Consider the following 24946-nt stretch of genomic DNA (forward strand, 5'->3'; position numbering starts at 1 on the left):
GGCCGGACCGTGCTGCGCCGCCGGCATAGAATCCTCATTCGATGGGTGGGAGTCCGGCTCCGCTTGGTGCGGTGCACCTCGGGATCGACGTGGGCACGTCGAACACGGCCGCCGCGCTGCGCGGCCGTGGCCAGGAGATCCGGCCGGTCCTCTTCGACGGTGCACTCCTGCTGCCCTCGGCGGTCTTCGTCGACGGCGACACCGCGCTCGTCGGACTGGATGCCCGGCACGCCGGGGCCACCCGGCCGGCGCTCCTGGAGCCCAATCCCAAGCGTTGCATCGACGACCGGTTCGTGCTGCTCGGCGAGCAGGAGGTCCCGGTCGAGAGGCTGCTCGCCGCGATCCTGGCCCGGGTGCGCGACGCGGCCACGCAGCTCGCCGGCCCGGTGGATGCGGTGACACTGAGCTACCCGGCGACCTGGGGAGCCCGCCGGCTCGCCACCCTGACCACCGCCGCGCGGCTCGCCGGCCTGCCCACTCCGACGACGATCCACGAACCCGTCTCCGCCGCCGCGCACTTCGTGCGGCTGCCCGAGGTCGAGCTTGCCGAGGGGCAACCTGCGCTCGTCTACGACCTCGGTGCGGGCACCTTCGACGCGACCGTGATCCGGCGGACGGGAGACGGCTTCGACGTCGTCGCCAGCCAGGGGCTCTCCGACGCCGGAGGGCTCGACATCGACGCGGCGATCATGGCGTCCGTCTCCGCCAACCTCCGGCCCGACGACGACGGCTGGCGCTACCTGCGCCAGCCGCGTACCCCTGCCGACCTGCGCAACCGCCGGCTCCTGACCGACGGCGTGCGGGCGGCCAAGGAGATGCTCTCCCGGACGTCGATGACCTCGATCTACGTGCCGGTGTTGGATGCCGAGGTACCGCTCGGCCGGGAACAGTTCGAGACGCTGGCCCGGCCGCTGCTGGATCGGACGGTGGCGGCGACCCGGGCCGTCCTGCGGGATGCGCACGTCGCCGAGGAGGAGCTGTCGGCGATCCTCCTGGTCGGCGGCTCGACCCGGATCCCGCTCGTCGGCACCCTGCTGCACCAGGCGTTGGGCCGCGCGCCGGTGGCGCTCGACCAACCGGAACTCGCCGTCGCCTACGGTGCGGTGGCCCACGGTGCGGTGGCCCACGGCGCGGTCGCGGTCGACCGGGCGATGCCGGTCACCCGAGGGCTGCCGGCCGGCCAGGCGGCACCGGGCGGCCGGGCCGCGCATCCCGCCACCGCGCCGCCGCGGCAGCCTGCGGCAGTACCGCTGCGGGCAGGGCAGCTGGGAGCAGTGCCGCTGCGGGCAGGGCCGCGGGGCCGCTGGCGGTGGAGCGGCGCCGGGTTCGGGCGGTGGAGCGCCGCCGGGCTCGGCCTGCTCCTCGTCGCGGCGATCGGCGTCGTGTACCAGCTCGGACCCTGGTCCGATCGGAGTCCGACCGGTCCGGCGGACGCGTCGACCTCACGGTCGCCGTCATCCACCGGCGCATCGACCCCGACCTCGCCGACGCCGGGTCCGTCGACCGCCGTTGCCGACGCGGTGCCGGCCGTACCGGCGCCGTTCGTCGGAGAGTGGATCGGGAAGGTCAGCCAGCCGGGCGGCGTGGTGACGTCGTGGAGCGTGTCGGTCACCTTCCGGGCCGGTTCGGACGTCGGTACGTTCCGCTCGTCCTCGCTCGGCTGCCGGGGCACCCTCACCGTGGTCGCGCCCCGGCCCACCGAGCGGGAGATGCACCTGCGCCAGCGCACCACCAGCGACCCGAAGTCGATCTGTGTCGACGCGGCGGACTGGACGCTGATCGCCCTGGACAACGGCAAAATCGACATGTTCTGGCAGCAGTTCGGCAACCCGGTCAACGCCGCGACCGCCACGCTGAGCCGTTCCTGAGCCGCCGCCGGCAGGATCAGGTGTGGAACCGCTGGCCGTGCAGTTCCACCGGCCCCTGCCGGGTGCCGGGGCGCGGCCGCAGCTCGACGCTCAACTCGACAGCGGAGAGCACGTCGTAACCGGCGCCGCGCAGGCAGCGCAGCGCCTCGACGTTACGGGACTGCGGCATCACGGTGAGCCTGGCGAGCCCGCGCCCCCGGGCCTCCTCGGCGACCTGCTCCAGCAGTGCCCGGCCGATGCCCTGGCCCCGCAGCCGGGCGGTCACCACCACCGGTTCGACCCGGCCGACCCGACCGTCCATGATCAGGCCGATCAGCCCGACCACCCCGGCGTCCTCCCGCTCCGCCACCCACACGCCGGAGAGGTCCAGCCGGGTCAGGTACTCCTCGAACGCCGCCCCGGGATCGGCGCCACCGTAGCCCGGATCCTCGTACAGCTCGCGGTGCTGCTCGGTGAGCTCGGCCCAGAGGCGCCGGCCGGCCCGATGGTCGGCCGGACGATACGGTCGGATCGCGGTGGCGGCCACGCCTCCATATCTACTCCGGATCGCCACCCGGCGCGACCCGGTTGGCCGGAACACGGACGGCCGGCCCGAGCGGTTACGTTGCCCAGATGGACCTGGCCTACCTCCGGGCACATCCCGGGCAGCTCCCGCTCTTCCTCACCCATCAGCGGATCCGGGAGACGCCGGTCTCCGGGGGCGACATCTGCGCCGCCACCCGGCTCACCCTGGACGACGGCAACTCCGTCTTCGCCAAGTCCTGGCCGGAGGACGCGGCGGAGGGCGTACCCGAGAATTTCTTCGCGACCGAGGCGGCCGGCCTGCGGTGGCTGCGCGCGGCGGATGCCGTGCCGGTCCCGGAGGTGATCGTGGCGCTGCCGGACCTGCTGGCGCTGGAGTGGGTGCAGCCGGGCGACCCCACCCCGGCGGCGGCCCGCCGGTTCGGCGCCGGGCTGGCCGCGCTGCACCGGGCCGGCGCCGACAGCTTCGGCGCCACCTGGCCGGGCTTCGTCGGGGCGCTGCCGCAGGACAACACCCCGTCGGCCGGCCCGTGGCCGGGCTGGTTCGGCGAGCGCCGGCTCGCGCCCTACCTGCGGCGGTCGGTCGACAACGGCGCGCTCGCCGCGGCCGAGGTCACCCTCGTCGAGCGGGTGATCTCCCGGATCGGGGAGTACGGCGGCAGCGAGCCACCCGCCCGGATCCACGGTGACCTGTGGCCGGGCAACGTGCTGTGGGGCGCCGACGGGCGGGCCTGGCTGGTCGACCCGGCCGCACACGGCGGGCACCGGGAGACCGACCTCGCCCAGCTCGCCCTCTTCGGCGGCGCCCCGCAGCTGGGGACGATCCTGGCGGCGTACCAGGAGGTCTGGCCGCTCGCCGACGGCTGGCGGGAACGGGTCCCGGTGCACCAGCTCCACCTGCTGCTGGTGCACACCGCGCTCTTCGGAGCCGCGTACCGGGATGCGGTAGCTCGGGCCGCTCGCGCCGCACTGTCGGTCTGACGCGATACCGTCGAGCGATGAGCATTCCCGTTCGATCCGGCGGACCGCCTCGATCCGGAGGAGCACCGGACCGGACGCCGGCGGACCGGCCGCAGGTCGGGGCGCTCGTCGACCGGTACGGCCGGGCAGCCACCGACCTGCGCGTCTCGCTCACCGACCGGTGCAACCTGCGGTGCACCTACTGCATGCCGGCCGAAGGGCTGCCCTGGCTGCCGAAGTCGGAGGTGCTGACCGACGACGAGATCGTCCGCCTGATCGGCGTCGCCGTACGCCTGCTCGGGGTCACCGAGGTCCGGTTCACCGGCGGCGAGCCGCTGGTCCGCCCCGGGCTGCCGCGGATCGTCGCCGCCGTCGCCGCCCTGGCACCCCGGCCGGTGCTCTCGCTGACCACGAACGGGATCGGGCTCGACCGGCTCGCCGGGCCGCTGCGGGCCGCCGGGCTCGACCGGGTCAACGTCTCGCTGGACACCCTCGACCCGACCCGTTTCACCGAGCTGACCCGCCGGGCGAAGCTGGACGACGTGCTGGCCGGGCTGGCCGGGGCGGTCGCCGCCGGGCTGGCGCCGGTGAAAATCAACTCGGTGCTGATGCGCGGGATCAACGACGGCGACGCACCCGACCTGCTCCGCTTCGCCCTGGCCCGCGGCTACGAGCTGCGCTTCATCGAGCAGATGCCGCTGGACGCGCAGCACGGCTGGGACAGGTCGACGATGGTCACCGCCGAGGAGATCCTCGCCGCGCTCCGGGCCGAGTTCAGCCTGCTGCCCGATCCCGCCGAGCGGGGCGGCGCCCCGGCCGAGACGTGGTTGGTCGAGGGCTGGACGGACGCCGCCGGCCGGCCGGCCCGGGTCGGCGTGATCGGCAGCGTCACCCGGCCGTTCTGCGGCGACTGCGACCGGACCAGGCTCACCGCCGACGGGCAGGTGCGCAACTGCCTCTTCGCCAGCGACGAGTCCGACCTGCGGGCCGCGCTGCGCAGTGGCGCCTCCGACGACGAGCTCGCCGACCGGTGGCGTACGGCGATGTGGGGCAAGCGGGCCGGGCACGGCATCGACGACCCGTCCTTCCTCCAGCCGGCCCGGCCGATGTCGGCGATCGGCGGCTGATGATGTCGTCGTCCATGCCCACCCTGGTCATCCGCTACTTCGCCGCCGCACGGGCCGCCACCGGGGTGCCCGAGGAGACCGTGCCGGGCGGCGTGCGCAGCCTCGACCAGCTCACCGGCGAGCTGGCGCAGCGGCACGGCGCCCGGCTCGGCACCGTACTGGAGATGGCGAGCTTCCTGGTCGACGGCGTCGCCTGGCACGACCGGCGGGCCCCGCTGCCGGCCGGTGCGACGGTCGACGTGCTGCCACCCTTCGCGGGCGGCTGAGGGAGCGGCGGCACGTGCTCGCGGTGCTGGGCTTCGTCGGGACGTTGGCGCTGGTCACCGGCCTGATCCACCTCTACCTCTGGAAGCGGCTGGTCCGGGACACCACCCGGCCGGGGCGGTGGCGCCGGGCCGGTGGGGTGGCGGCGCTGGTGCTGGCGCTGCTCACCCCGGCGACGCTGGTCGGCACCAACCGGGGCTACTACTGGCTGGCCTGGCCGGGCTATCTCTGGCTCGCCGTGATGTTCTACCTGCTCGTCGTGCTGGCGGTGCTGGAGATCCCGATGCTGGCCGCCCGGCTGGCCCTGCGTTTCCGCCGCACCGGATCCGAGGCGGTGGGAGCGGATGGCGGTGCCGTAGCGGTCGAAGCCGGCGTCGTGCCGGACGGGGCCCTGCCACTGGACGCGGGAGCCGTGCCAGGCAGGTCTGCGCAGAGCGGGGCCGTGCCGGGCGGGGCGTCCGGCGCACCGTCCGGGTCGACAGCGGCGGCGGGGACGCCACCGGCCGTGCCGGCGGTGCCGCCGTCGGCGCCGGATTACGATCCGGGCCGCCGGTTGCTGCTCGCCCGGGGCGCCGCCATCTTCGCCGGGCTGACCGCCACCGGCATCGTCGGGTACGGCGTCCGGAGGGCGTTCGGCCCACCGGAGATCGACCGGGTCCGGATCCCGCTGGCGAAGCTGCCGCGCGGCATGGACGGCCTGCGGATCGCCACCGTCTCCGACATCCACATCGGACCGCTCGCCGGCCGGGCGCACACCGAGCGGATCGTGGCCATAATCAACCGGCTCGACGCCGACCTGGTGGCGGTGGTCGGCGACCTGGTCGACGGCACCGTCGGCGAGCTGGGCGACGCCGCCGCACCCCTGCGCGACCTACGCTCCCGGTACGGCAGCTTCTTCGTCACCGGCAACCACGAGTACTACTCCGGGGTGGAGGAGTGGGTGGTCGAGCTGGACCGGCTGGGGCTGCGGGTGCTGCAGAACCGGCGCGCGGAGATCCTGGCCCGGGGCGGTGCCCTCGACCTGGCCGGCGTGAACGACCCGACCGGCGACGACCTCGGCTTCGCCGCCGGCCCCGACTTCGACGCCGCGCTCGGCGGGCGCGACCCGGGCCGGCCGGTGGTGCTCCTCGCCCACCAGCCGATCAACGTGCACGAGGCGGCGAGGCACGGCGTCGACCTGCAACTCTCCGGGCACACCCACGGTGGCCAGCTCGTGCCGTTCAACCTGGTGGTCGGCCTGCAACAGCCGGTCGTCTCCGGGCACGCCACCGTCGACGGCACCCAGCTCTACGTCACCAACGGCGCCGGCTTCTGGGGGCCGCCGGTCCGGGTCGGCGCGCATCCACAGGTAACCCTGGTCGAGCTGCGCTCGGCGTGACAGCGCCGAGATCCGCCTGGTCCCGCTGGCCGGCACCTACCGCGCCCGGTGCAGTAGCGGCGATCCCAGGGGGCAACCGCCGACGAATGGGAGACCCACCTCGTCGACGAGGCAGAGGCGCGCCCCTGCACATTCGGAAGGACCGTCATGTCCCTAGTTGACCTGTTCCGTAATCCGGTGGGCCGGGCCCCTCAGGCGCGACCCCCATGATCAGGCGCTCCAACGCCGAGTCCCTTGGACCCAACCTAAGGACCGAGGCAGCCACAAGATACAGGGTGCTATTTTCATCGATCGCTAGAAAAAACTCGCCCTGACCGTATTCTCCTAACGGAAACAAAGTGTGACCAAGCTTCTCTGAGTGAGCCCAAAATCTATCCTCCTCCCCGACCGCAAGTTCCGGATCGAACTCAAACGACTCCCGCCAACAATCAACTCCTGGACCGCCGGAATCGACGTGGAGTCCACCAAACTCTCGTAGGAACTCCTCTGCCGCCGCATGCCAGGTAAAACCTCGCATCGCCAGCCTCCATCGACTGAGGTCGACCCTGCGCCCCGGAATCCATCCAGCGCGTCGGAGATCACTCTCTACCCCTCGAACGAATCGAGGCACGATAGCGTTACCCCGCTCCCTTGAAATCGATGTCGAAGTGTTTAACAAGGGCACTACAACTCGGGCATGGCCCAATCAGCTTCTGAAAATTCTTGTTCACCCTCGTACGTCCCAAGGTGGCCGCAGCTGAAGCCCCCCTTGGGTCAAGGCCAGCGTCTAGAGCCTCCGTCAGGCATTGCACTAAGCCGCAGCCTCCGTGATTAACCCCGCGCTCACCGACCGGGATGGAATCCAAGATTCCCTGGACGGTGGGGTGCACTCGTCGGTTGCCCGCCCCTCCGTCGCTGTACGCCACGATCGGATTTCGTCCAGAGACCTGCAAACCTTCAATGACCTGTGGTCGTTGGGATCCTGGAAGATCCGCGACGGCCTCCGCTTCTGCACGGACTGCATCGACGACCTCGCAGTTGTGTACGAGTACCGCCGTGTCGCCGGCCACCACATAGTACGTGTGAATGTTCGCGATGGTGAGGTTGTGGACGCGGTGGGTCTGGGTGTAAGGGCGTACGGCCTGGACCTGGACCCAGGTGCCGGCTGAGGTGCGGAGCCACTGGCCGGGGCGGAGGTCTCCGGCGTCGACCCACTGCTCCACGTCCGCCACCCAGAACGGGTGCCCGTCGGTGGCGACGAGGGTGCCGGACCCGTCACCGGAGGCGCCATCGCTGTCGATGGTGATCTCGACGAGGTGCTTCACTCCCTCACCGACGACGACACCGGCGACCTTCTGCACGGTGGTGACACCGGTCTCCGGATCGGTCGCCATGACCTGGTCGCCGACCTCGACGTCCTCGATCGGTTCGGCGGACCCGTCGGCCATCACCACCGTCGTACCGGGGACGAAACTGTTCCGGACGCACGACGCTCCCTCAGCGGCGTCGTCGCCCTGTCTGGCCGCCGGGGCGGCAGCCTCGTCGGCCTGTTTCGTCGCCGCCTGTGCCAGATCGTCGACCTGGGTGGCGGCAGCCGCAGCGGCCTCGTCGGCCCTGGTGAGGACCCGTTGGGCCCACTTCATCTCGTTGAACCAGCTCATCACCGCCCGGCCGGCCCGCCAGATCGCCTCGCCGATCTTCTTCGCCTTGAGGATCTTGCCCCAGGGCAGGCTCCCGACCACCGCCATCGCACACGCGCCGATGTCACCCTTCATGACACAGTCGCGGATGTCGTTGAGGCCGAGGACCTCCATCAGGATCTGCCCGCCGGCCCCGATCACGACGTCGAGCAGGGTCTTCTCCTTGACCTTCTTCGCCCGCTCGACCTCGTCGCGGCTCGGACCCGTCGGCTTCTTCTTCCCCGGCACCGGGGTCTTGTTCCGGTCCTTACCCGACGTCTTGTTCGGCGTACGCGGATGGAACGTGACCTCGCAGTCCTCGTCCACACACGCCCGCAACCCCGACGGGTCGGTGAACGTGACAGGCGAGTTGTTCGAGTAGGCGTACCCGTGCATCTGCTGCGGATCGCCCGGGTCGATGATCGGGTCCACCGAGATGAACCGGCCGGTGGCCGGGTCGTACTCCCGGGCACCCAGATGCGTCAGCCCGGTCGAGGAGTCCATGGTCCCGCCTACGAACCCCCGCTCGCCCGCCCACACCGACGGCTGCGCCCCACGCGGCGACCCGTACGGGGTGAACTTCCGCCGGGTCACCGCCGACGTGGCCGCGTCCACGCTCGCCTGCGCCGTCCCGTTGTGGTCGGCCAGCAGGAACGTCACCTTGTTCGACGGCGTACGCACCGCCGCCACACCCGAGTAGTAACGGGTCCCCGACACCGCCGACGTCGCCCGGTTCAGGGTCAGCTCCGTCGACCCGAGATACAACGTCACGCTCGACGGATCACGCCGGATCAACCGGCTACCGCTCGCGTCGTACAGGAACTCGGTGACCTTGCTCCCCTCGGTCACCTTCTCCAGCCGGCCCTCGGCGTTCCACTCCAGGACCTGCTCGGCCCCGCCGCCGATCCGCCGGCTGACCATGTTCCCCGACGCGTCGTAGGCGTACTCGTCCAACCGCTGCCCGCCTGGCAGACCGCCCGACGGCGGACCACTCGTCGTCACCGACCCCAACGTGTGCGGCTGTGCCGCACCCGCCGCCGGATACGTGTACGACGCCGTCACCGCCAGCGACGGATCACCGCCGACGGCATCGTGCTGGGTTTCCGTCAGCCGGTTTCCGACCCGGTCGAAGGTGTAGGAGTGCCAGTACGGATCCGGACCACCCACCGTCGACGTCGACGGAGCGGCGGCACACTCGTCCGTCCCGGTCCACGCATCCGTCATCCGCCGCAGGTGGTCGTAGCGGAAACACTGGTTGTCGGTCACGGTCGACTGCTCGACACTCTTGATCTGGAGAATGTTGCCGGCCGGGTCGTACCGGTAGCTGGTGTCGTCCACCCGGTTCGGCGGGAGCAGCCGGTCGGTCACCACCCTCGCCAGCCGACGTGTCCCTTCCTCGTAGCTGAGGGTCCGGTAGATCTCCTTACCGAACGCACCGAGCGTCTGCCGCAACGGCTCCCCGTACTCGGTGTACGTCGTCGACTGGAGATAGCGGGCCAACCCGGTCACGCTGACCGGCATGTCCAGCCCGTCATAGCCGTAGGTCACCGTCTCCGCGGGCAGACCACCCTTGCTCGGGTACGAGTTCGTCCTCGGCAGCCCGGTGTTGGCCGTGTACGTCGCGCCGAAGATGTACGTACCGGCAAGCGCCCCCTCCCGGGCCGGGATCGTGTACGTCGTGCCGGTCGGCTGGTATCGCACGTTGTAGCCGTTGACCGCGGTGACGTAGGCGTCAGAGCCGATGTAACGGGTCGAGGATGTCGGCAGGCCGAGCTTCAACGTGTCGTACGTCCAGCCGGCCAGGATCGTGCCGGTGACGGAACCGTTCCGCAGGGTGGTGGGCCGGCCCAGCTCGTCGTAGGTGTGCGCGACGGTCTGCCCACGGGAGTCGGTCGCCGACACCACCCGGTTGCCGTCGTCGTGGCGCGTCGTGGTCGTACCCCTGTCCGGGTCGGAGGTGCTGGTGACCCGGCCGCGCAGGTCGTAGCCGTACCGCCAGGTGTTACCGGCCGGGTCCCGGATCTCGCTCAGCCGGCCGAACCGGTCGTACCCGTACGTCGTCGCGTCGTACGCGCCGGTGGGCGTGTCGGCCTGATACTGGCGCAGTTCGGTGGTGCGGCCGTGAGCGTCCCTGATCGTGGTGGTGGCGGTCCCGCCGTTGGGTGGGTCGACGTGCACCCGGTCACCGCCGTAACTGGTGACCGTGCGGGTCTTCTCCACCCCGAAGCTGTAGAAGATCTCGTTGGTGGGCCGCCCCATCCCGTCGTACCGGTTGACCATCTGGGCCGGGATCAGGTTGTCGCCGACGTAGTCGAACAACTCCCGCGACGGCGCCTGGTCGTTGTGGTACGCCGAGTTCTGCTTCCACGCCAGACCGCGGGTGTCGTAGAAGACGTCGGTCAGGATCCGCCCGCCGCCCGCGGCCGGCTGCTGCGTCTGGCGCAGCCGCATCGTCCCGTCGTAGATCTCGTGGCCGGTGCGGTAGGAGCCGTCCTCCTTCAGGGTCTCGGTCGTGACGACGACCGGCACCCCCGCCGCGAGCTGGTAGCCGAACCTGCTGTTCGGAACGTTCGGGAAATCACCCTTGGCCCGCCCGGGAAGCCACACTCCGGTGAGCCGGCCCAGCGGGTCGTACGCCAGGTCGGTGCGGGCGCCGTTCGCGTCCACCTCGGCCGTGGTGACTCCCCAGGCGGGCTCCAGATAGGTGGTGCTCCGGTGTCCCTTCGGGTTGGTCGTCGTGATCTCGGTGACGAGCCCGTCCTGCGCCGGCGTGTAACTCGTGGTGGTCCGCTGGCCGTAGACGTCGTACGAGTCGGTGACCCGGCCGTACGCGTCGAAGACGGACCGGCCGGTGACCGCGTACCGCGGCCCGGAGGCCGGCCACTCCATCAGCTCCTCGATCCGGGTCACGTCGCCCTTTTCCGGCGCCGCGCCGTGTGTCGTCGACCCGTCGTAGTACATCCGGGTCTCGGAGACGAGGTCGGCGGGTCGGTTCGGGGTCGTCGCACAGTCGACCGCGACCTTCTCGGTTCGCGTGACCGTGTTGAGGATCCACCTGCCGGTGTTGCGGGTGTACTCGTGCCGGGTGCAGAAGTTGTCGTCGCTGCGGGTGGTGTCCCCCAGGTCGTTGGTCCGGATCGGAATCCCGTACTCGTCGAAGGTGTGCTGCACCTCGGTACGCCGCCACGTGCCGTCGGAGAGCAACGAGCGGGACCGCACGGCGCTCAACTGCGCCACTGTGGCGGTGAGATCGGTGGTGCCGGTCCGGGCACGGCGGGCGGTGACGGCACCGCGCCACGGCGTGTTCAACGTCGCCGACTGGAGTGTGCCGCCGTTGCCCGAGTAGTAGAGCGTTTCGCGGGCCATGCCCTGGAAGTCGGGCAGGTCGTCGATGGAGCCGTTCTCGGAGTCCCTGACCTGCACGCTACGGGTGCCGCCGGATCGCCGATCGCCGTGCAGGCCCCGGAAGTAGAGCGTCTCGGTGAAGGAGATGGGGTCGGGGGCGACACCGACCCTGGTGCGTACCCGGGCATAGCCGCGCCATTGGCTCCAGGTCCGGTGCGTGGACTTGGTGAACTCGCTGTCGTCGTAGGCCCAGGCCGGACTGTCGACGAACTCGTAGCGGGTCTCCTTCGGCGGCTGGTCGGTGGACCGGTCCTGCTCGACCACCCTGGTCGCCACGTACTTGTGGAACCAGTCCAGCACCGGTTCGGTCTCACCCTCCGGTTGCCAGTAGACCGGGTAGCAGCGCATCCCGTTGGTGTCCTGCGCCGGCGGGAGCACCACCGTGGGATAGCCGATGCACTCCCGCTGCGAGTAGTCGACACCGATCGTCGAGCCGGTCTCGGTGTCGACCCGTACGATCCGCCGCCGGGTGATCGCCGGAACGCCCTCGTTCCGGTCCACCCGGTTCTGCATGAGGTCGCCCTCGAACGTCACCGACGGGGTGGACAGCGTCCCGCCCACCTTGCCGGTGCGGGCGATCCCGGCCAGCCACAGCGCCGGGCTCGTGCCGTCGCCGGTGCCCGGGAACCCGTGCGTCAGCGTCCAGGTGTTGACGTCGCGGTTCCCGGATCCGATGCGCACCTGGGTGGTGATCGCGGTCAGCCGCTTCCGGCTCCAGAACGTCGGCGAGTGGCGGCCGGTGCATGCCTCGCCCGAGTTGCAGTTCTGGTCGACCGGCACGTCCGGCCAGCGGCTGGCGTTCGCCTCGGTGAACCTGCTCGGCGCACAGTCGAAGTTCGCATCCGGCAGACACCGTTCCTGGGTGGTGAAGACGACCCGGGCCGGCGCCGGCGTCGCGTACTCCTGGCCGGCACGGAGGCCGTACTCGATCCGGTCCAGGTAGCCACCACGCTCGTACTGCACGCCCGTGGTCTTGAGATTCCGGCCGTAGTGGTTGCTCTCCGGCACGTAGTAGAGGGCCATGGAGTTGGCGCGCGGGTCGACCACATGGTCGAGGTTCCACCGCCACGCCTGCTGGCACGACGAGGTGTCGAACTGGCTGGTGTGGCAGGGCTCGCCACCGTGGTTGCCGAAGACCGGCAGCGTCCAGGTCGATCTCGTCTCCGGACGGGCACTGCTCCAGTTCGGCAACCGGTTACGGCCGAAGTAGTACTGGGTCCCGTCGGTCGTGGTGATCCGCCAGTGCTCCCCGTCGTTGTCGCCGTTGGACGCCCCGGACAGCAGCTCGATCCGGGAGCCGTCGTCCTCCGCCATCCGCCAGGCGCCCGACGTGTCGTCGCGGACCAGTTCGGTGGTCCGCCCGTTCAACGACAGCGTCGCGTTCCACGACGCCCAGCACTGGTCCCCGGTCTTCACCGTGTTGTTCGCGCCCGAGCCCATGTCCTCGGCGCACGGCTTGTACCGCCGCTCGACGTAGCCCGGCCAGTAGTCCCAACCCTCGCCGACCCAGGACGGCTGGTTGTTGGTGGAGACCATCCGGCCGTCGACACTGCCGGACGAGTAGCCGAGCGTGATCTGCGGCGCCGGCCCACCGGCCGACGGCGGCAGCTCCAACGGGTACGACCAGCCGAAGTCGCCGGAGGAGCCGCCCGCACTCCACGAGCCGCTCGGGGCGAGAGCCGTCGCGGCGAAGCTGCCACCCGTCCCCGACGCCCCCGCCAGCAGCGCCAGTACGGTCGGCGGCGCGCCCGCACCGAGCGCGGTGGCCCCGGCGAGCGTGACGTCGACACCGGCCGTGGCCCGTCGTTGGTCGTTGCGGGTGGGCAGGACGGTGTGCCGCTGGCAGCCGGGCTCGTCAGGGCTGGTGAGCACGCAGCCGGGCATCTGCACCAGGCGCAGCCGGCTCGACCAGTCGGCGCCGTACGCCTCCCGGAAGCCGCCGTACTCGACCTCCACCCTGACCTGGCCGGGCCGTCCGTCGCCACTCTGCACGGTGAACAACAAGCCCTGGATCGCTGCCTCGGTGGCCTGCTGGCGGCTCCGCACCTCCACCCGCACCAGACCCGGCCCGGCCACGGCGTCGGCGCCGCGTCCCTGCTCGGCCGGTGCGGCTCCGACCCTGACGGGTGTGTCACCGGCGCGCGCCAGCCGCGTCGTGGACAGCGTCGCCGTACCGGCCGATGCGTCCGGCCAGTCCGTGTGCCGAGCTGTCGCAGAGGGAACGGTGGCGGTCTGCGGCCTCGGCGGCGGATCGAACGACCTGCCCGGCACCGAGGCTTCCTGCTGGAGTTTGGGCAGTTCAACCGCCTCGGCGGCGCGCGCCTGCAGCGGTGTGAGCATGCTGCCCACCATGACCAGCGCCAGTGACGGCACGAGCCGGCGCACCAGCCGACGCCGGTCGGCGTGGGCCCGTCGGCGGGCGCGTGGAAGAGTCACGAATCGACCGAACATGGAGCCCTCCCCAGTACCCGCACCGGCCGGTATCGACGCGGATGATGATCGCTACCGTACGAGTTGTGGCCGTCACCGACAAGAGACGGCTGTCTCACTCCCGCTCGATGCCAGGCTTGCGCCGGTCCCCCGGCCATCGCCAGCGCGGGAACACGCAGGTGGTGCAATCACGACGGTGATCTACCCGGCGGCTGTCCGGTCCGGCAGGGTCCTGGAATCGTCAGCCCGTCGGGCGGCACGCATCCGCCACCCGGCACGGCCGGGCCGGGCACGTCCGGTGGCGGGCGGGAAATCACACTCGCGCGTGGCGACAGGCGCTCACGTACCGGATCGTGACAGGATGCGGCGTGTCTCCGTTGCGCGCCGCACCCGCTGACGGCCCCCTCTCCACCGCCGTGCCCTTCGTGGCGGACCTGCACATCCACTCGAAATACTCCCGGGCGTGCAGCCGCGACCTCACCATGCAGAACCTCGCCTGGTGGGCCCGGCGCAAGGGAATCAGCCTGCTCGGCACCGGTGACTTCACCCACCCGGCCTGGTACGAGCACCTACGCGAGACGCTGCACCCGGCCGAGCCCGGCCTCTACCGGCTCAGCCCGGAGGTCGAGAGCGACATCGCGCGCCGGCTGCCACCCCGGCTGGCCAGCGCCGCCGAGACCAACCCCATGCGGTACGCGCTCAGCGTCGAGATCTCCACCATCTACAAGCGGGACGACCGTACCCGCAAGGTGCACCACCTGATCTACCTGCCCGACCTGGAGGCGGTGGCCCGGTTCAACACCGCGCTGGGCCGGATCGGCAATCTCGGCTCCGACGGCCGGCCGATCCTCGGCCTCGACTCCCGGGACCTGCTGGAGATCACCCTGGAGGCGAGCCCGGACGGCTACCTCGTCCCGGCGCACATCTGGACCCCGTGGTTCTCCGCGCTCGGCTCGAAGTCCGGCTTCGACGCGATCGCGGACTGCTACGCCGACCTCGCCGAGCACATCTTCGCGGTCGAGACCGGACTCTCCTCCGACCCGGAGATGAACTGGCGGGTCTCCAGCCTGGACCGCTACCGGCTGGTCTCCAACTCGGACGCGCACTCACCGCCCGCGCTGGCCCGGGAGGCAACCGTCTTCGCCACCGCGCTCGACTACTACGCGGTGCGGGAGGCGCTGCGGACCGGGGACGGGTTGGCGGGCACCATCGAGTTCTTCCCGGAGGAGGGGAAGTACCACGCGGACGGGCACCGGCTCTGCGGGGTCAACTGGGAGCCGGAGCGGACCCGGCAGGCGGGCGGGCGCTGCCCGGAGTGCGGCAAGCCGCTCACGGTCGGCGTACTCAGCCGGGTCGAGGACCTGGCCGACCGGCCGGACGGGCACCGGCCGACGAACGCGCCGCAGGTCACCCACCTGATCCAGCTCGCCGAGATCCTCAGCGAGATCAACAAGGTCGGTCCGAAGTCGAAGACGGTGGAGGGGCAGCTCAACACCCTGGTCGCCGGGCTCGGCGCCGAGCTCGACATCCTCACCGTCACCCCGGTCGACGAGATCCGCCGGGTCGGCGGCGAACTCCTCGCCGAGGCGATCGAGCGGCTCCGCCGGGGCCAGGTACGCCGGATCCCCGGCTACGACGGCGAGTACGGCGTCATCACCCTCTTCGAACCCGGCGAGCTCCCCTCCGGCGGTGCCGGGCGCTCGGGCGGGACGGGTCACACCGCCGCCGGTCAGGCGGGGACGCTCTTCGAGGACGCGCTCTTCGACGTACCCGTGCCGAAACAGCGACCGCCCGCCGAGCCGGCGGCAGCCGCACCGTCCCCGGCGGGGCGCGCGGCCCGGCCGGCGCCCGCCGCCCCGGCGGAGCCGCGCCGCCGCGCCCGACCCGCCACCCCGGCGGCCGGGCCGCCGCCACCGCTCGCCCCGCCCCCCTCGCCGCACGAGCCGTTCGAGCCGATGCTCGCCGGCATGGAGGAGGTCGGCACCGGGCTGCTGGACCGGCTCGACGCGATGCAGCGGGTCGCCGCCTCCGCGCCCGGCGGGCCGCTGCTGATCGTCGCCGGCCCCGGCACCGGCAAGACCCGCACCCTCACCCACCGGATCGCCTACCTCTGCGCCGAGCTGAACGTCTTTCCGGAACACTGCCTGGCGATCACCTTCACCCGGCGGGCCGCCGAGGAGCTGCGGCACCGGCTCGACGGGCTGCTCGGGCCGGTCGCCGAGGACGTCACCGTCGGCACCTTCCACTCGCTCGGCCTGGCCATCCTGCGGGAGAACGCCGGCGCCGCCGGCCTGCCGGACGACTTCCGGATCGCCGACGACACCGAGCGGGCGACCGCCCGGTCGGAGGCCGGCGACGACGACGCGGCGTATGTCAAGCTGCTGCGCGGCGCCGACCTGGTCGACCTGGACGAGCTGGTCAGCCTGCCGGTGACGCTGCTCCGCGACGACCCGGAGCTGGTCGAACGCTATCGGGACCGGTGGCGGTGGATCTTCGTGGACGAGTACCAGGACGTGGACGCCACGCAGTACGAGCTGCTCCGGCTGCTCAGCCCGGCCGACGGCAACCTCTGCGCGATCGGCGACCCCGACCAGGCGATCTACTCGTTCCGGGGCGCCGACGTGGCGTACTTCCTGCGCTTCTCGCAGGACTTCCTCGACGCCCGGCTGGTGCGGCTGACCCGCAACTACCGCTCGTCGGCGCCGATCCTGGCCGCCGCCGTGCAGGCGATCGCGCCGAGCAGCCTGGTCCGGGGCCGCCGGCTCGACCCGGCCCGGCTCGACCCGGAGGCGCCGCTGGTCGGCCGCTATCCCGCGGCCTCCGTCGCGGACGAGGCCGATTTCGTGGTACGCACCGTCGACGAACTCGTGGGCGGTCTGTCGCACCGCTCCTTCGACTCGGGCCGGATCGACGGTCGGACCACGAACGTCTCCTTCTCCGACATCGCGGTGCTCTACCGCACCGACGCCCAGGCGGCACCGGTCCTCGACGCGCTGGCCCGGGCCAACGTCCCGGTGCAGAAGCGCTCGCACAACCGGCTGCGGGACCGGCCCGGGGTGTCGGTGATCGCCCGCGAGCTCCGGCACGCCGACGGGCTCGGCGGCTCGGTCGCCGCCCGGGTACGCCTGGCCGGCCAGGTGCTCGCCGAGCGGCACGCCACCCCCACCCTGGACGCCACCGGCGGGATCGGGCCGGACGACATCTGGACGGCGGCGGACCTGCTCACCCCGCTGGCCCGGCGCTGCGGCGACGACCTGGAACTCTTCCTGTCGCAGCTGGCCACCGGCGCCGAGGTGGACGCGCTCGACCCGCGCGCCGAGGCGGTCACCCTGCTCACCCTGCACGCCGCCAAGGGGCTGGAGTTTCCGGTGGTCTTCCTGCTCGGCTGCGAGGACGGGCTGCTGCCGATGCGGTTCCCCGGCACGACGCCGACCGACGACGAGGTGGCCGAGGAACGCCGGCTCTTCTTCGTCGGCCTCACCCGGGCACAGGACCGGCTCTATCTCAGCCACGTCGGCCGGCGGCTCCGGCACGGCAAGGAGCGGGAGTGCGTGCCGTCGCCGTTCCTCTCCGCCGTCGACGCCGGGCTCTTCGAACGCCTCGGCGACGCGGTCCCCCGCCGCCCGAAGGACCGCCAACTCCGGCTGCTCTGAGCTGTGCCGGCTGCGGCGATGCCGGTTAGGAAGGGGCCCTTCTACAACAGAATGCGATAAGCGGGGGCCCTTCCTTATCCCACGACGGCGGCGAGCGCGCCGATGAGCATCGCCGGGCCGTGCGGAAGGTGGTCGCGGCGACCGATCCGGCGCAGCCGGAGCAGAACGGCGGCGTAGCCGCTGGCCAGCAGCAGGCCGGCGAGGAGGCCGGCGAGCGCCGTGCTCCACCCGTACCAGCCGGTGGCGAAGCCGATCCCGAGCGCGAGCTTGGCGTCGCCGGCACCGAGGCTGCCGGGCGAGAGCAGGACGAGCCCCAGGTACACCCCGGCGGCAGCCAGCGCGCACGCCGCCGCGACCGCGTACCGGGGAAACTGGGCGGCGGCGATCGTCGGCGCGCCGAGCAGGAGGGCGAAGCCGCCCGCCGCGGGCAGGGTGAGCCGGTCGGGCAGCCGCCGTACCGCCACGTCGACGAAGCCGGCGACGATGCCGAAGCCGGCGATCCAGGCGTATGCCGGCAGTGGCAGGACGAGGAGGAGATCGGGCGAGGTGACCGGGGTGGCCGGGGTGTCGACGTCGACGGCCCGGGCGGCGAGGGCGGCGAAGACGATCGCGGCGACAAGTTCGACCAGGCCGGGGCGCGGGCCGAGCGGATGCCGGCAGTGGGGGCAGCGACCGGTCGGCGGCAGCGCACCGAGCGGGTTGCGCAGGGTGGGCCGGCCGACCGCCGCCGCACCGCAGGACGGGCAGTCCCGCCGCCATGCTTGGCCGGCAGGTGCCGCGTACCGGAAGATCCGTCCGCGCAGCACCGGACCGGCCAGGAGTCCGACGATTCCTCCGGCCAGTCCTGCGATCATCGGCACGCCCGCCGTCACGACCCGCCGCCCCGGCTGCTCCGCCCAGTGTCCGTAGCCGCTCCCATAGCCGTTTCGTCCAGCCGTGTCGCGTAGCCGTTTCGCGTCCGTCGGTCCGTGCTCGCCCGGCGGGAGATTGGCGCGCTTCCGGGAGGTGGGCCCGTTGGGGGGTCACGCTACGGTGACCTCAGCAGTCCCGTCTCAGGCGAGTGGCGAGCCTCTCACCGATCCGTACCAGGAGGACAGTCGATGGCCAACTACGGACCGCCCGGCGGGCCGGGGTACGGCTCGCCCTCGCAGCCGTGGAACGACCCGGACCGGCGAGGCATCGACGAGTACGGCCAACCGGTCGACCCGTGGGGCGATCAGGACCAGTCCGGCGGCGCGGGCCACTGGGGCGGTGGGCAGACGTCGGCCCCACCCGGCGGCCCCGGTTCCCCGGTGAGCCACCCCGGCTACCCGGCCGGATACCCGGCGGCGCCCGGGCCCGGCCCGGCGCCGACCTCCGGCCCGCCCGGGGGCGGCTACCCGCCGACCCGGCGGCACGACGTCGGGTCGGCCCCGGCGCCGCACCGCACCGGCGGGTCCGGGCCCTTCGACCAGCCGCAGGCCGGCTGGACCGCATCCGACGACGACCCGGTCTGGGCGACACCGGTCCCGGACCCGTCGTGGTCCACCTCGGCTCCCGACCCGATGCCGAAGGGCGGCGGCAACCGTACCTTCGCCGCCCTCCTGGTCGGGCTGGCGGTGCTGGTTTTCGCCGGCGCGGCGGTCGGCATCTATCTCTTCAGCCGCGAGGATCCGTCGTCCGAGGCCCAGCCACCGGCGAGTGAGCAGACCGAGGAGCCGGCCTACGAGCCCAGCGCCCCGGCCGAGCCGGCGGCACCGACCACCGCCGCCGCCGAACCGTCCACCGACGCCCGGTTCGTCAAGGCCGGACAGTGCGTCCAGAACGAGGGTACGGAGGCGGCGCCGAAGTTGGCGATCACGAACTGCGCGCCGCAGACCTACGAGGTGCTGGCCCGCTACAACGGTGCGACCACCGGAGCCACGGACGCCAAGGCCAAATGCGCCCAGGTGCAGAACTACACGAACTTCTACTTCTTTAACAGCGACCTGGACGAACTGGACTTCGTGCTCTGTCTTCGGAAACGATAGCCGTCGGGGTATCCGCACCCGGCCGGCCCGACCCTGGAGAAGCATGTCGACTTACGGAATGCCCGCCGGAGGGCAGCCCGAGGACCCGAACCGGCCGCCCTCGGGTCCACCGGCCGGTGACTCTCCACCCGCCCCGTCACCGGACGACCAACCGGCGCAGCCCGGCGATCCGTCGGTCTCCGGCGCCGGTTCTCCACCGACCTCCGGCGCTGGCTACCCGCCACCGGCACAGCCGGGCTACCCGCCACCGGGAGGTCCGGGATATCCGGCGCCGGGAAGCCCGGGTTACGCGGCGGCAGGCGGTTACCCGGCGGGCACCGGTTATCCGCAACCGGGCGACGCACCGACCGCGCAGTGGGGCCAGCCACCCGGCAGCGGGGCGGGGCCGGACCCGCAGTGGGGCCAGCCACCCGGCAGCGGTTGGCCGGGCCAGCCCGGTTATCCGGGAGCGGCCGACCAACCACCGGCGCCTCTGCCCGGCTACCCGGGAGCGGCCGGCCAGCCACAGTCCGCTCCGCCCGGCGCCCCGTACGGCAGTCCCTACCAGCCCTCGGGTGCTCCGTACCAGGTCTCCGGTACCGGCGCGCCGCCGTACGGCGGAGCTGGCGCGGGCACTGCGCCCTACGGCGGGCCCGGCGGACCGTACGGCGGGCCCGGCGGACCGCCGAAGAAGGGCAGCGGGCTGACGATCGCCCTGATCGTCGGCGGCGTCGTGGTGCTGCTGCTGCTCTGCGCCTGTCTCGGTGGCGTGCTCTGGTGGGTGGTCGATCGGTCGGGCGACGACTCGGGCCCGGGCATCGGTGCGCCCGGACCGGCCAGGTCGACCCCGGCGGCTCCCAGCCGGCGTCCCACCACGCCCTCGGGCTCGTCCGAGCGCTACGTGGAGGGCGACTGCCTGGTCAACGACGGCACCGACGACGATCCGGAAATCCGCAAGGTGCCGTGCGGGCCGAACACCTACGAGGTGCTGTCGCGGATCCCGTTCAGCACCGATCGGAACGACTGCAAGAACGACCCGATCTTCGCCGCGCCCGAGTCGGACGCCAGCTACGTCCACGACGACTCGCTGGATCTGGGCGACTATGTGCTCTGCCTGAAGCGGCGCTGATCTCGCTGACCTGTACCGACCAGAATCGGTAGGCAAAACTAGGGCCGTCTAGCATCCACGCTAGACGGCCCTAGTTTTGGGTCGAGAGCACTCCGATTCCGACCCTCACCCACGCGGGTTCCCGGCACGACCGCTCCGGCGCGACACGACTGCACCGATCTACGTATGTCTAGCGCCGGGGCTAGACGGCCCGATACCGTGCGATACGTGGATCCGGTCCGCAACCCGTACGCGCCCGGCGCCGGTCAGCGCCCGCCCGAACTCGCCGGGCGGGGGCGCGAGCTCGAGGTCTTCGACATCGTGCTGGAGCGGATCGCCCGGGGTCGCCCCGAACGCAGTCTGGTCCTCACCGGCCTGCGCGGAGTCGGCAAGACCGTGCTGCTCAACACCCTCCGGTCCCAGGCGATCAACCGGCTCTGGGGCACCGGCAAGATCGAGGCCCGGCCGGACCAGTCGATCCGCCGCCCGGTGGCCGCCGCCCTGCACATGGCCGTCCGCGAGCTGGCACCCCGGCACCGGGCACCCGACCGGATCGACGACTTCCTCGGCGTACTCAAGGCGTTCGCGCTGCGCGCCGCGCCGGGCGGATCGGGTGGGAGCGGCCGGAGCGGGTCGGCGACCCGGCTGCGGGACCGGTGGCAGCCCGGCATCGACGTACCGGCGGCGACCGGCCGGGCGGACTCCGGCGACATCGAGATCGACCTGGTGGAGCTCTTCACCGACGCGGCCGAAGTCGCCGCCGATGTCGGCACCGGCATCGCGGTCTTCCTCGACGAGATGCAGGACCTCGGTCCCGAGGACGTCTCCGGGCTCTGTGCCGCCTGCCACGAGCTGTCCCAGCTCGGTGCGCCGCTGATCGTGGTCGGTGCCGGGTTGCCGCACCTGCCGGCGGTGCTCTCCGCCGCCAAGTCCTACTCGGAGCGGCTCTTCCGCTACCAGCGCATCGACCGGCTGGACCGGATCGCCGCCGACCAGGCGCTCTGCGCCCCCGCCGCGCGGGAGCAGGTCGAGTACGAGCCCAAGGCGCTCGACCTGCTCTACGAGAAGTCCGGCGGCTACCCGTACTTCGTCCAGGCGTACGGCAAGGCCACCTGGGACGCCGCGCCCCGGTCGCCGGTGACCCCCGCCGACGTCCGGGTCGCCGCGCCGGAGGCCGAGGCCGAGTTGGCGGTCGGGTTCTTCGGCTCCCGGTTCGAGCGGGCAACTCCGGCGGAGCGCGAGTACATGCGGGCGATGGCCGCCCTCTCCCGGGTCGAGGCGCCCGACGGTGAGGGCGGGGACGGCAGCGGCGCTCGGGACGACATGGACGCCGCGGTCCTCACCTCCGAGATCGCACGATCGCTCGGCCGCAAGCCGGCCAGTCTCTCGCCGGCGCGGGACGCGCTCATCAAGAAGGGCCTGATCTATTCGGGCGAGCGTGGCACGGTGGCGTTCACGGTCCCGCACTTCGGCCGGTACCTGCGCACCCAGCCGGTCTGACCACCGACACCGACCGCACCGACCGGAGGCGCGCCGCTCACCGCCACTCTCCGCCGTGACCCGCGTGGCGGATCAGAGCGGCGCGCACGGCGGCGGATCAGAGCTGCGACCAGGGTGGCGGGAATGTCACCTCGCCGGTCGGCACCGGGGCGTCGGAGCCGTCCACCGACGGCAGCACCAGCGCCTGCCACGGGTCACCCAGCCCCGACCACGGGCTGGTCAGCTCGAACCGGGCGGCCGGGAGGAAGCCGAAGCGGCGATAGTAGGCGGGGTTGCCGAGCACCACCACCAGTCGCTCGCCGAGTTCGGCGGCGGCGTCGAGCGCGGCCCGGACGACGTCCTGGCCGTAGCCACGGCGCTGCCGGGCCGGCCGGACCGCGACCGGTCCGAGGGCCAGCGCCGGGAAGCCGTCGGGCCAGACCTCGACCCGGCTCAGCAGGGCGTAGCCGACGAGCTCCCCATCGACATCGGCGACCATCGACAGCTCGGGCAGCCAGGCGTCGCTGACCCGCAACGCCTCGACGAGACGCACCTCCGGAGGCAGCCGGCCATCCGGAGCCTCGAACGCCTCGGCCACGAGTTGGCGGATCGCCACCGCGTCGGCCGGGCCCTCCGGCCGGAGCCGCACAGTCGTCACAGCTCGCGACGGTACCGCCACGGCGCCACCCAGTCTCCCACTTCGACGGGTGAAAGACGGTGCGAACGGGTAAGACTTGACGCATGAGACCGGTACGCACCGTGGCCCGCACCCTGTTGAGCACGATCTTCGTGGTCAGCGGCGCCCGCGCCGTGACCAATCCCGAGTTGTACGTGGAGCGGGCGAAACGGGTGGCGGGCCGGGTCACGCCGGTGTTGCAGGGCATCCACGAGGGGATCCCGACCGACCCGCAGAGCCTGGTCCGGGTCAACGGAGCCGCGCAACTGCTCGGCGGGCTGATGCTCGCCACCGGGCGCTTTCCCCGTCCGGCCGCCGCCCTGCTGGCCGGAACGCTGGTGCCGACCACCCTTGCCGCGCACCCGTTCTGGGAACACGACGATCCGGCGGAGCGGCGGACCCAACAGATTCACTTCATGAAGAACCTCGGACTGATGGGCGGGCTGCTGCTCGCGATCTCCGACACCCAGGGCCGGCCCAGCCTCGGCTGGCGGGCCAGCCACGCCGTGGGCGGCGGCCGCCGACGGGTACGCCGGGCGGTGCGCGGTGCGCGACGGGACGCACGGATCGCCGTACGCTCCGCGACGGTGGCCCGGAAACTTCCCGGCTGACCCGCGAGGCGGCGCCCGGCTCGGGGCCGGCGGCGGCGCGCCCAGGGCTGAACAGTGGATGTCGCCCGGCTGACCAGCGGATTTCGGCGGGACTACCGGAGGTGGCAGGATCGACGATCGGGCCACGCTCCATGCCGGACATATGCTAGTTTCACCTGACCGAGCAGCTGTGAATCGCCCGAACCGTACTCCCTGCGTTAACGCGGTGGAAATGTCGCGAACCAGTGTGGGATCGGACACGGTCGCATAACGCAGGAGGCACTCGAGTGACCGACCGTTCTAGGCTCTGCAAAGGACCTGGGCGGAAGACCGACATGTGGTACGGGGGTGGCGACGCCATGCCGGCGACCGTCGAAAGACGGCTAGGCCGCCTCGCCCCAGTCCGCCGTTTTGTTCGTGGGATCGACCGTCGGACAGTCGTACGGGTCGGCATCGTGGCCGTGGTCTGCTACGCCGCGTGGCTGGCCATCGCCGCTTTCGGACGGCCGTACAACTTCTTCGACATGAAGATCTACCACGGTGCGGTGGTCTGGTGGGCGGGCGGACACGAGCTCTACGACTTCATCGCACCCAGGACCACCCTCGGCTTCACCTATCCACCCTTCGCCGGCCTGGTCATGCTGCCGATGGCGGCCATCCCGCTCGGCCTCGCCGGCTGGCTCAACATCGTCGCCAGCGTCGGCGCCCTCGCCGTCGTCCTGGCGGCGCTGCTCAAGCCGATCACCGACCGGCTCGGCTGGTCGCTCTGGTTCGCCCTGGGCATCGCCGTTCCGCTGGCGGTCGCCATCGAGCCGGCCCGGGAGACCCTCGGCTACGGTCAGGTCAACCTGCTCCTCTTCGGCCTCGTCATGGCCGACCTGGTGGCGCTGCGCTGGCGCGCCCGGCGCGGCAGCCGGGTCCGGGCGAGTGACGGACCGCTGCGCCGGCTCTTCTTCAGCGGCGCCTGGGCCGGCGTCGGCATCGGGCTGGCCAGCTCCATCAAGCTCACTCCGGCGCTCTTCGTCGTCTACCTGCTGCTGACCCGCCAGTGGCGGGCCGCGATGACCGCGATCGGCACCGCCCTCGCCGTCACCGTCGGCACCTTCGCGGTCGCCGGCCGCGAGTCGACCACCTACTTCATGTCCGTGCTCTGGCAGACCGAGCGGGTCGGCGCGGCGGACATGACGCCGAACCAGTCGCTGGCCGGGGTGCTCGCCCGACTGTACGACTCGATCGAGACCCCCACCCTGCTCTGGTTCTCCTTCGCGATGCTGCTGCTGGCGCTCGGCCTCTCCCGCGCCTCCCACTCGCACGCCGACGGTGACGAGTTGACCGCCTTCACCCTGGTCGGGCTCACCACCAACGTGATCAGCCCGATCTCCTGGTCGCACCATCTGGTCTGGGTCATCCCGGCGATCCTGGTCCTCGCCGACGCGGCGAGCCGGCGCCGGGCAGCCAGCCGGGGCCCGGGGCGCGGTTCACTTGCCACGTCCGGCTCCGGCCCGGCCGGAATGACCGGGCTACGCACGCCGATCTGGTTCCCCACCCTGACCGGTCTCCGGCACGCTACGGCGGCGATCGGGCTCTACCTGCTCTTCCTGATCTCGCCGATCTGGCCGTACGAGCACCAACTGCCGGAAGTGTCGCACTACCAGGACGGCTTCTTCGGCGCCCTGATGGAAAACTCGCTGGCGCTGGCGATCATCGTGCTGGTCGCGGCGCTGCCGTGGCGGCCGGGTGCGGAGCCGGCCTTCTATTCCGAGCACGCCCGCTTCGACCGGCGGCTCGGCACCGCCAGCGGTCAGCGGTAACTCGGGCGCCAGCCGGCGGCAGCGCACGA

At 72.0% G+C, this 24946-nt stretch carries 16 protein-coding genes; 11 read left to right on the forward strand and 5 right to left on the reverse strand.

The genetic code is table 11. The annotated features are described in order from the left end of the window. Positions 1 to 41 precede the first annotated feature (41 nt). Positions 42 to 1868, forward strand: coding sequence for an Hsp70 family protein (locus ACN27G_RS30790; protein WP_421496182.1), 1827 nt, complete (start codon positions 42 to 44; stop codon positions 1866 to 1868). A gap of 16 nt (positions 1869 to 1884) precedes the next feature. On the opposite strand, the gene ACN27G_RS30795 is transcribed toward ACN27G_RS30790, so the two are convergent. Then, a complete protein-coding gene (locus tag ACN27G_RS30795; RefSeq protein WP_421496183.1) occupies positions 1885 to 2394 on the reverse strand; it encodes a GNAT family N-acetyltransferase in 510 nt (169 codons plus the stop codon). 86 nt (positions 2395 to 2480) lie between these two features. On the opposite strand from ACN27G_RS30795, the gene ACN27G_RS30800 reads away from it, so the two are divergent. The 4 genes from ACN27G_RS30800 to ACN27G_RS30815 are packed head-to-tail and all read left to right on the forward strand — an operon-like array spanning position 2481 to position 6119. Then, the gene (locus ACN27G_RS30800) at positions 2481 to 3371 is read left to right on the forward strand and encodes a fructosamine kinase family protein (RefSeq protein ID WP_421496184.1); all 891 of its coding nucleotides are present in this window, start codon (positions 2481 to 2483) and stop codon (positions 3369 to 3371) included. 17 nt (positions 3372 to 3388) lie between these two features. Beyond that, positions 3389 to 4477, forward strand: coding sequence for a GTP 3',8-cyclase MoaA (gene moaA, locus ACN27G_RS30805; protein WP_421496185.1), 1089 nt, complete (start codon positions 3389 to 3391; stop codon positions 4475 to 4477). 14 nt (positions 4478 to 4491) lie between these two features. Further along, entirely contained in the window at positions 4492 to 4743 is a 252-nt protein-coding gene (locus ACN27G_RS30810; protein ID WP_421496186.1) for a MoaD/ThiS family protein, read from the forward strand. 14 nt (positions 4744 to 4757) lie between these two features. Then, positions 4758 to 6119, forward strand: a complete 1362-nt coding sequence (locus ACN27G_RS30815; protein ID WP_421496187.1) for a metallophosphoesterase — start codon at positions 4758 to 4760, stop codon at positions 6117 to 6119. A 145-nt stretch (positions 6120 to 6264) separates the two neighbouring features. On the opposite strand, the gene ACN27G_RS30820 is transcribed toward ACN27G_RS30815, so the two are convergent. Together ACN27G_RS30820 and ACN27G_RS30825 are read right to left on the reverse strand one after the other, a co-directional pair. Beyond that, a complete protein-coding gene (locus tag ACN27G_RS30820) occupies positions 6265 to 6783 on the reverse strand; it encodes an SUKH-3 domain-containing protein (protein WP_421496188.1) in 519 nt (172 codons plus the stop codon). Continuing rightward, complete coding sequence (locus tag ACN27G_RS30825; protein WP_421496189.1) at positions 6737 to 13618, reverse strand: RHS repeat-associated core domain-containing protein; 6882 nt, start codon at positions 13616 to 13618, stop codon at positions 6737 to 6739. The genes ACN27G_RS30820 and ACN27G_RS30825 overlap by 47 nt, the downstream gene beginning before the upstream one ends. A 362-nt stretch (positions 13619 to 13980) precedes the next feature. Between ACN27G_RS30825 and ACN27G_RS30830 the strand changes: the two genes are divergently transcribed. Beyond that, positions 13981 to 17265 carry a UvrD-helicase domain-containing protein gene (locus ACN27G_RS30830; protein ID WP_421496190.1) on the forward strand — a complete coding sequence of 1095 codons (3285 nt, stop codon included), beginning with the start codon at positions 13981 to 13983 and terminating at the stop codon, positions 17263 to 17265. A 74-nt stretch (positions 17266 to 17339) separates the two neighbouring features. Here the strand turns inward: ACN27G_RS30830 and ACN27G_RS30835 are convergent, their stop codons facing one another. Beyond that, positions 17340 to 18119, reverse strand: a complete 780-nt coding sequence (locus tag ACN27G_RS30835; protein ID WP_421496191.1) for a prepilin peptidase — start codon at positions 18117 to 18119, stop codon at positions 17340 to 17342. A 246-nt stretch (positions 18120 to 18365) separates the two neighbouring features. Here ACN27G_RS30835 and ACN27G_RS30840 point away from each other — a divergent pair, with 246 nt between their 5' ends. From ACN27G_RS30840 to ACN27G_RS30850, 3 genes are all read left to right on the forward strand, one after another. Then, positions 18366 to 19274: an LppU/SCO3897 family protein gene (locus ACN27G_RS30840; protein WP_421496192.1), complete on the forward strand. Its 909-nt coding sequence runs from the start codon at positions 18366 to 18368 to the stop codon at positions 19272 to 19274. 43 nt (positions 19275 to 19317) lie between these two features. Further along, positions 19318 to 20382: an LppU/SCO3897 family protein gene (locus tag ACN27G_RS30845; protein ID WP_421496193.1), complete on the forward strand. Its 1065-nt coding sequence runs from the start codon at positions 19318 to 19320 to the stop codon at positions 20380 to 20382. Positions 20383 to 20589: 207 nt separating this feature from the next. After that, positions 20590 to 21861, forward strand: a complete 1272-nt coding sequence (locus tag ACN27G_RS30850) for an ATP-binding protein (RefSeq protein WP_421496194.1) — start codon at positions 20590 to 20592, stop codon at positions 21859 to 21861. 97 nt (positions 21862 to 21958) lie between these two features. On the opposite strand, the gene ACN27G_RS30855 is transcribed toward ACN27G_RS30850, so the two are convergent. Then, positions 21959 to 22498, reverse strand: a complete 540-nt coding sequence (locus ACN27G_RS30855; protein WP_421496195.1) for a GNAT family N-acetyltransferase — start codon at positions 22496 to 22498, stop codon at positions 21959 to 21961. Between the two features lie 83 nt (positions 22499 to 22581). On the opposite strand from ACN27G_RS30855, the gene ACN27G_RS30860 reads away from it, so the two are divergent. Continuing rightward, positions 22582 to 23127 carry a DoxX family protein gene (locus tag ACN27G_RS30860; protein ID WP_421496196.1) on the forward strand — a complete coding sequence of 182 codons (546 nt, stop codon included), beginning with the start codon at positions 22582 to 22584 and terminating at the stop codon, positions 23125 to 23127. 434 nt (positions 23128 to 23561) lie between these two features. Further along, positions 23562 to 24917, forward strand: a complete 1356-nt coding sequence (locus tag ACN27G_RS30865) for a glycosyltransferase 87 family protein (RefSeq protein WP_421496197.1) — start codon at positions 23562 to 23564, stop codon at positions 24915 to 24917. Positions 24918 to 24946: the final 29 nt, after the last annotated feature.

Origin of the sequence: Plantactinospora sp. WMMB334, from assembly GCF_049179095.1 — a bacterium.
GTDB lineage: Bacteria > Actinomycetota > Actinomycetes > Mycobacteriales > Micromonosporaceae > Plantactinospora.

Bases quoted from the DNA above. Each gene is read 5' to 3' on its own strand.
- ACN27G_RS30800 (WP_421496184.1), top strand. From the start codon at position 2,481: ATGGACCTGGCCTACCTCCGGGCACATCCCGGGCAGCTCCCGCTCTTC.
- ACN27G_RS30810 (WP_421496186.1), top strand. From the start codon at position 4,492: ATGCCCACCCTGGTCATCCGCTACTTCGCCGCCGCACGGGCCGCCACC.
- ACN27G_RS30860 (WP_421496196.1), top strand. From the start codon at position 22,582: ATGAGACCGGTACGCACCGTGGCCCGCACCCTGTTGAGCACGATCTTC.
- ACN27G_RS30845 (WP_421496193.1), top strand. From the start codon at position 19,318: ATGTCGACTTACGGAATGCCCGCCGGAGGGCAGCCCGAGGACCCGAAC.
- ACN27G_RS30835 (WP_421496191.1), bottom strand. From the start codon at position 18,119: ATGATCGCAGGACTGGCCGGAGGAATCGTCGGACTCCTGGCCGGTCCG.
- moaA (WP_421496185.1), top strand. From the start codon at position 3,389: ATGAGCATTCCCGTTCGATCCGGCGGACCGCCTCGATCCGGAGGAGCA.
- ACN27G_RS30790 (WP_421496182.1), top strand. From the start codon at position 42: ATGGGTGGGAGTCCGGCTCCGCTTGGTGCGGTGCACCTCGGGATCGAC.
- ACN27G_RS30840 (WP_421496192.1), top strand. From the start codon at position 18,366: ATGGCCAACTACGGACCGCCCGGCGGGCCGGGGTACGGCTCGCCCTCG.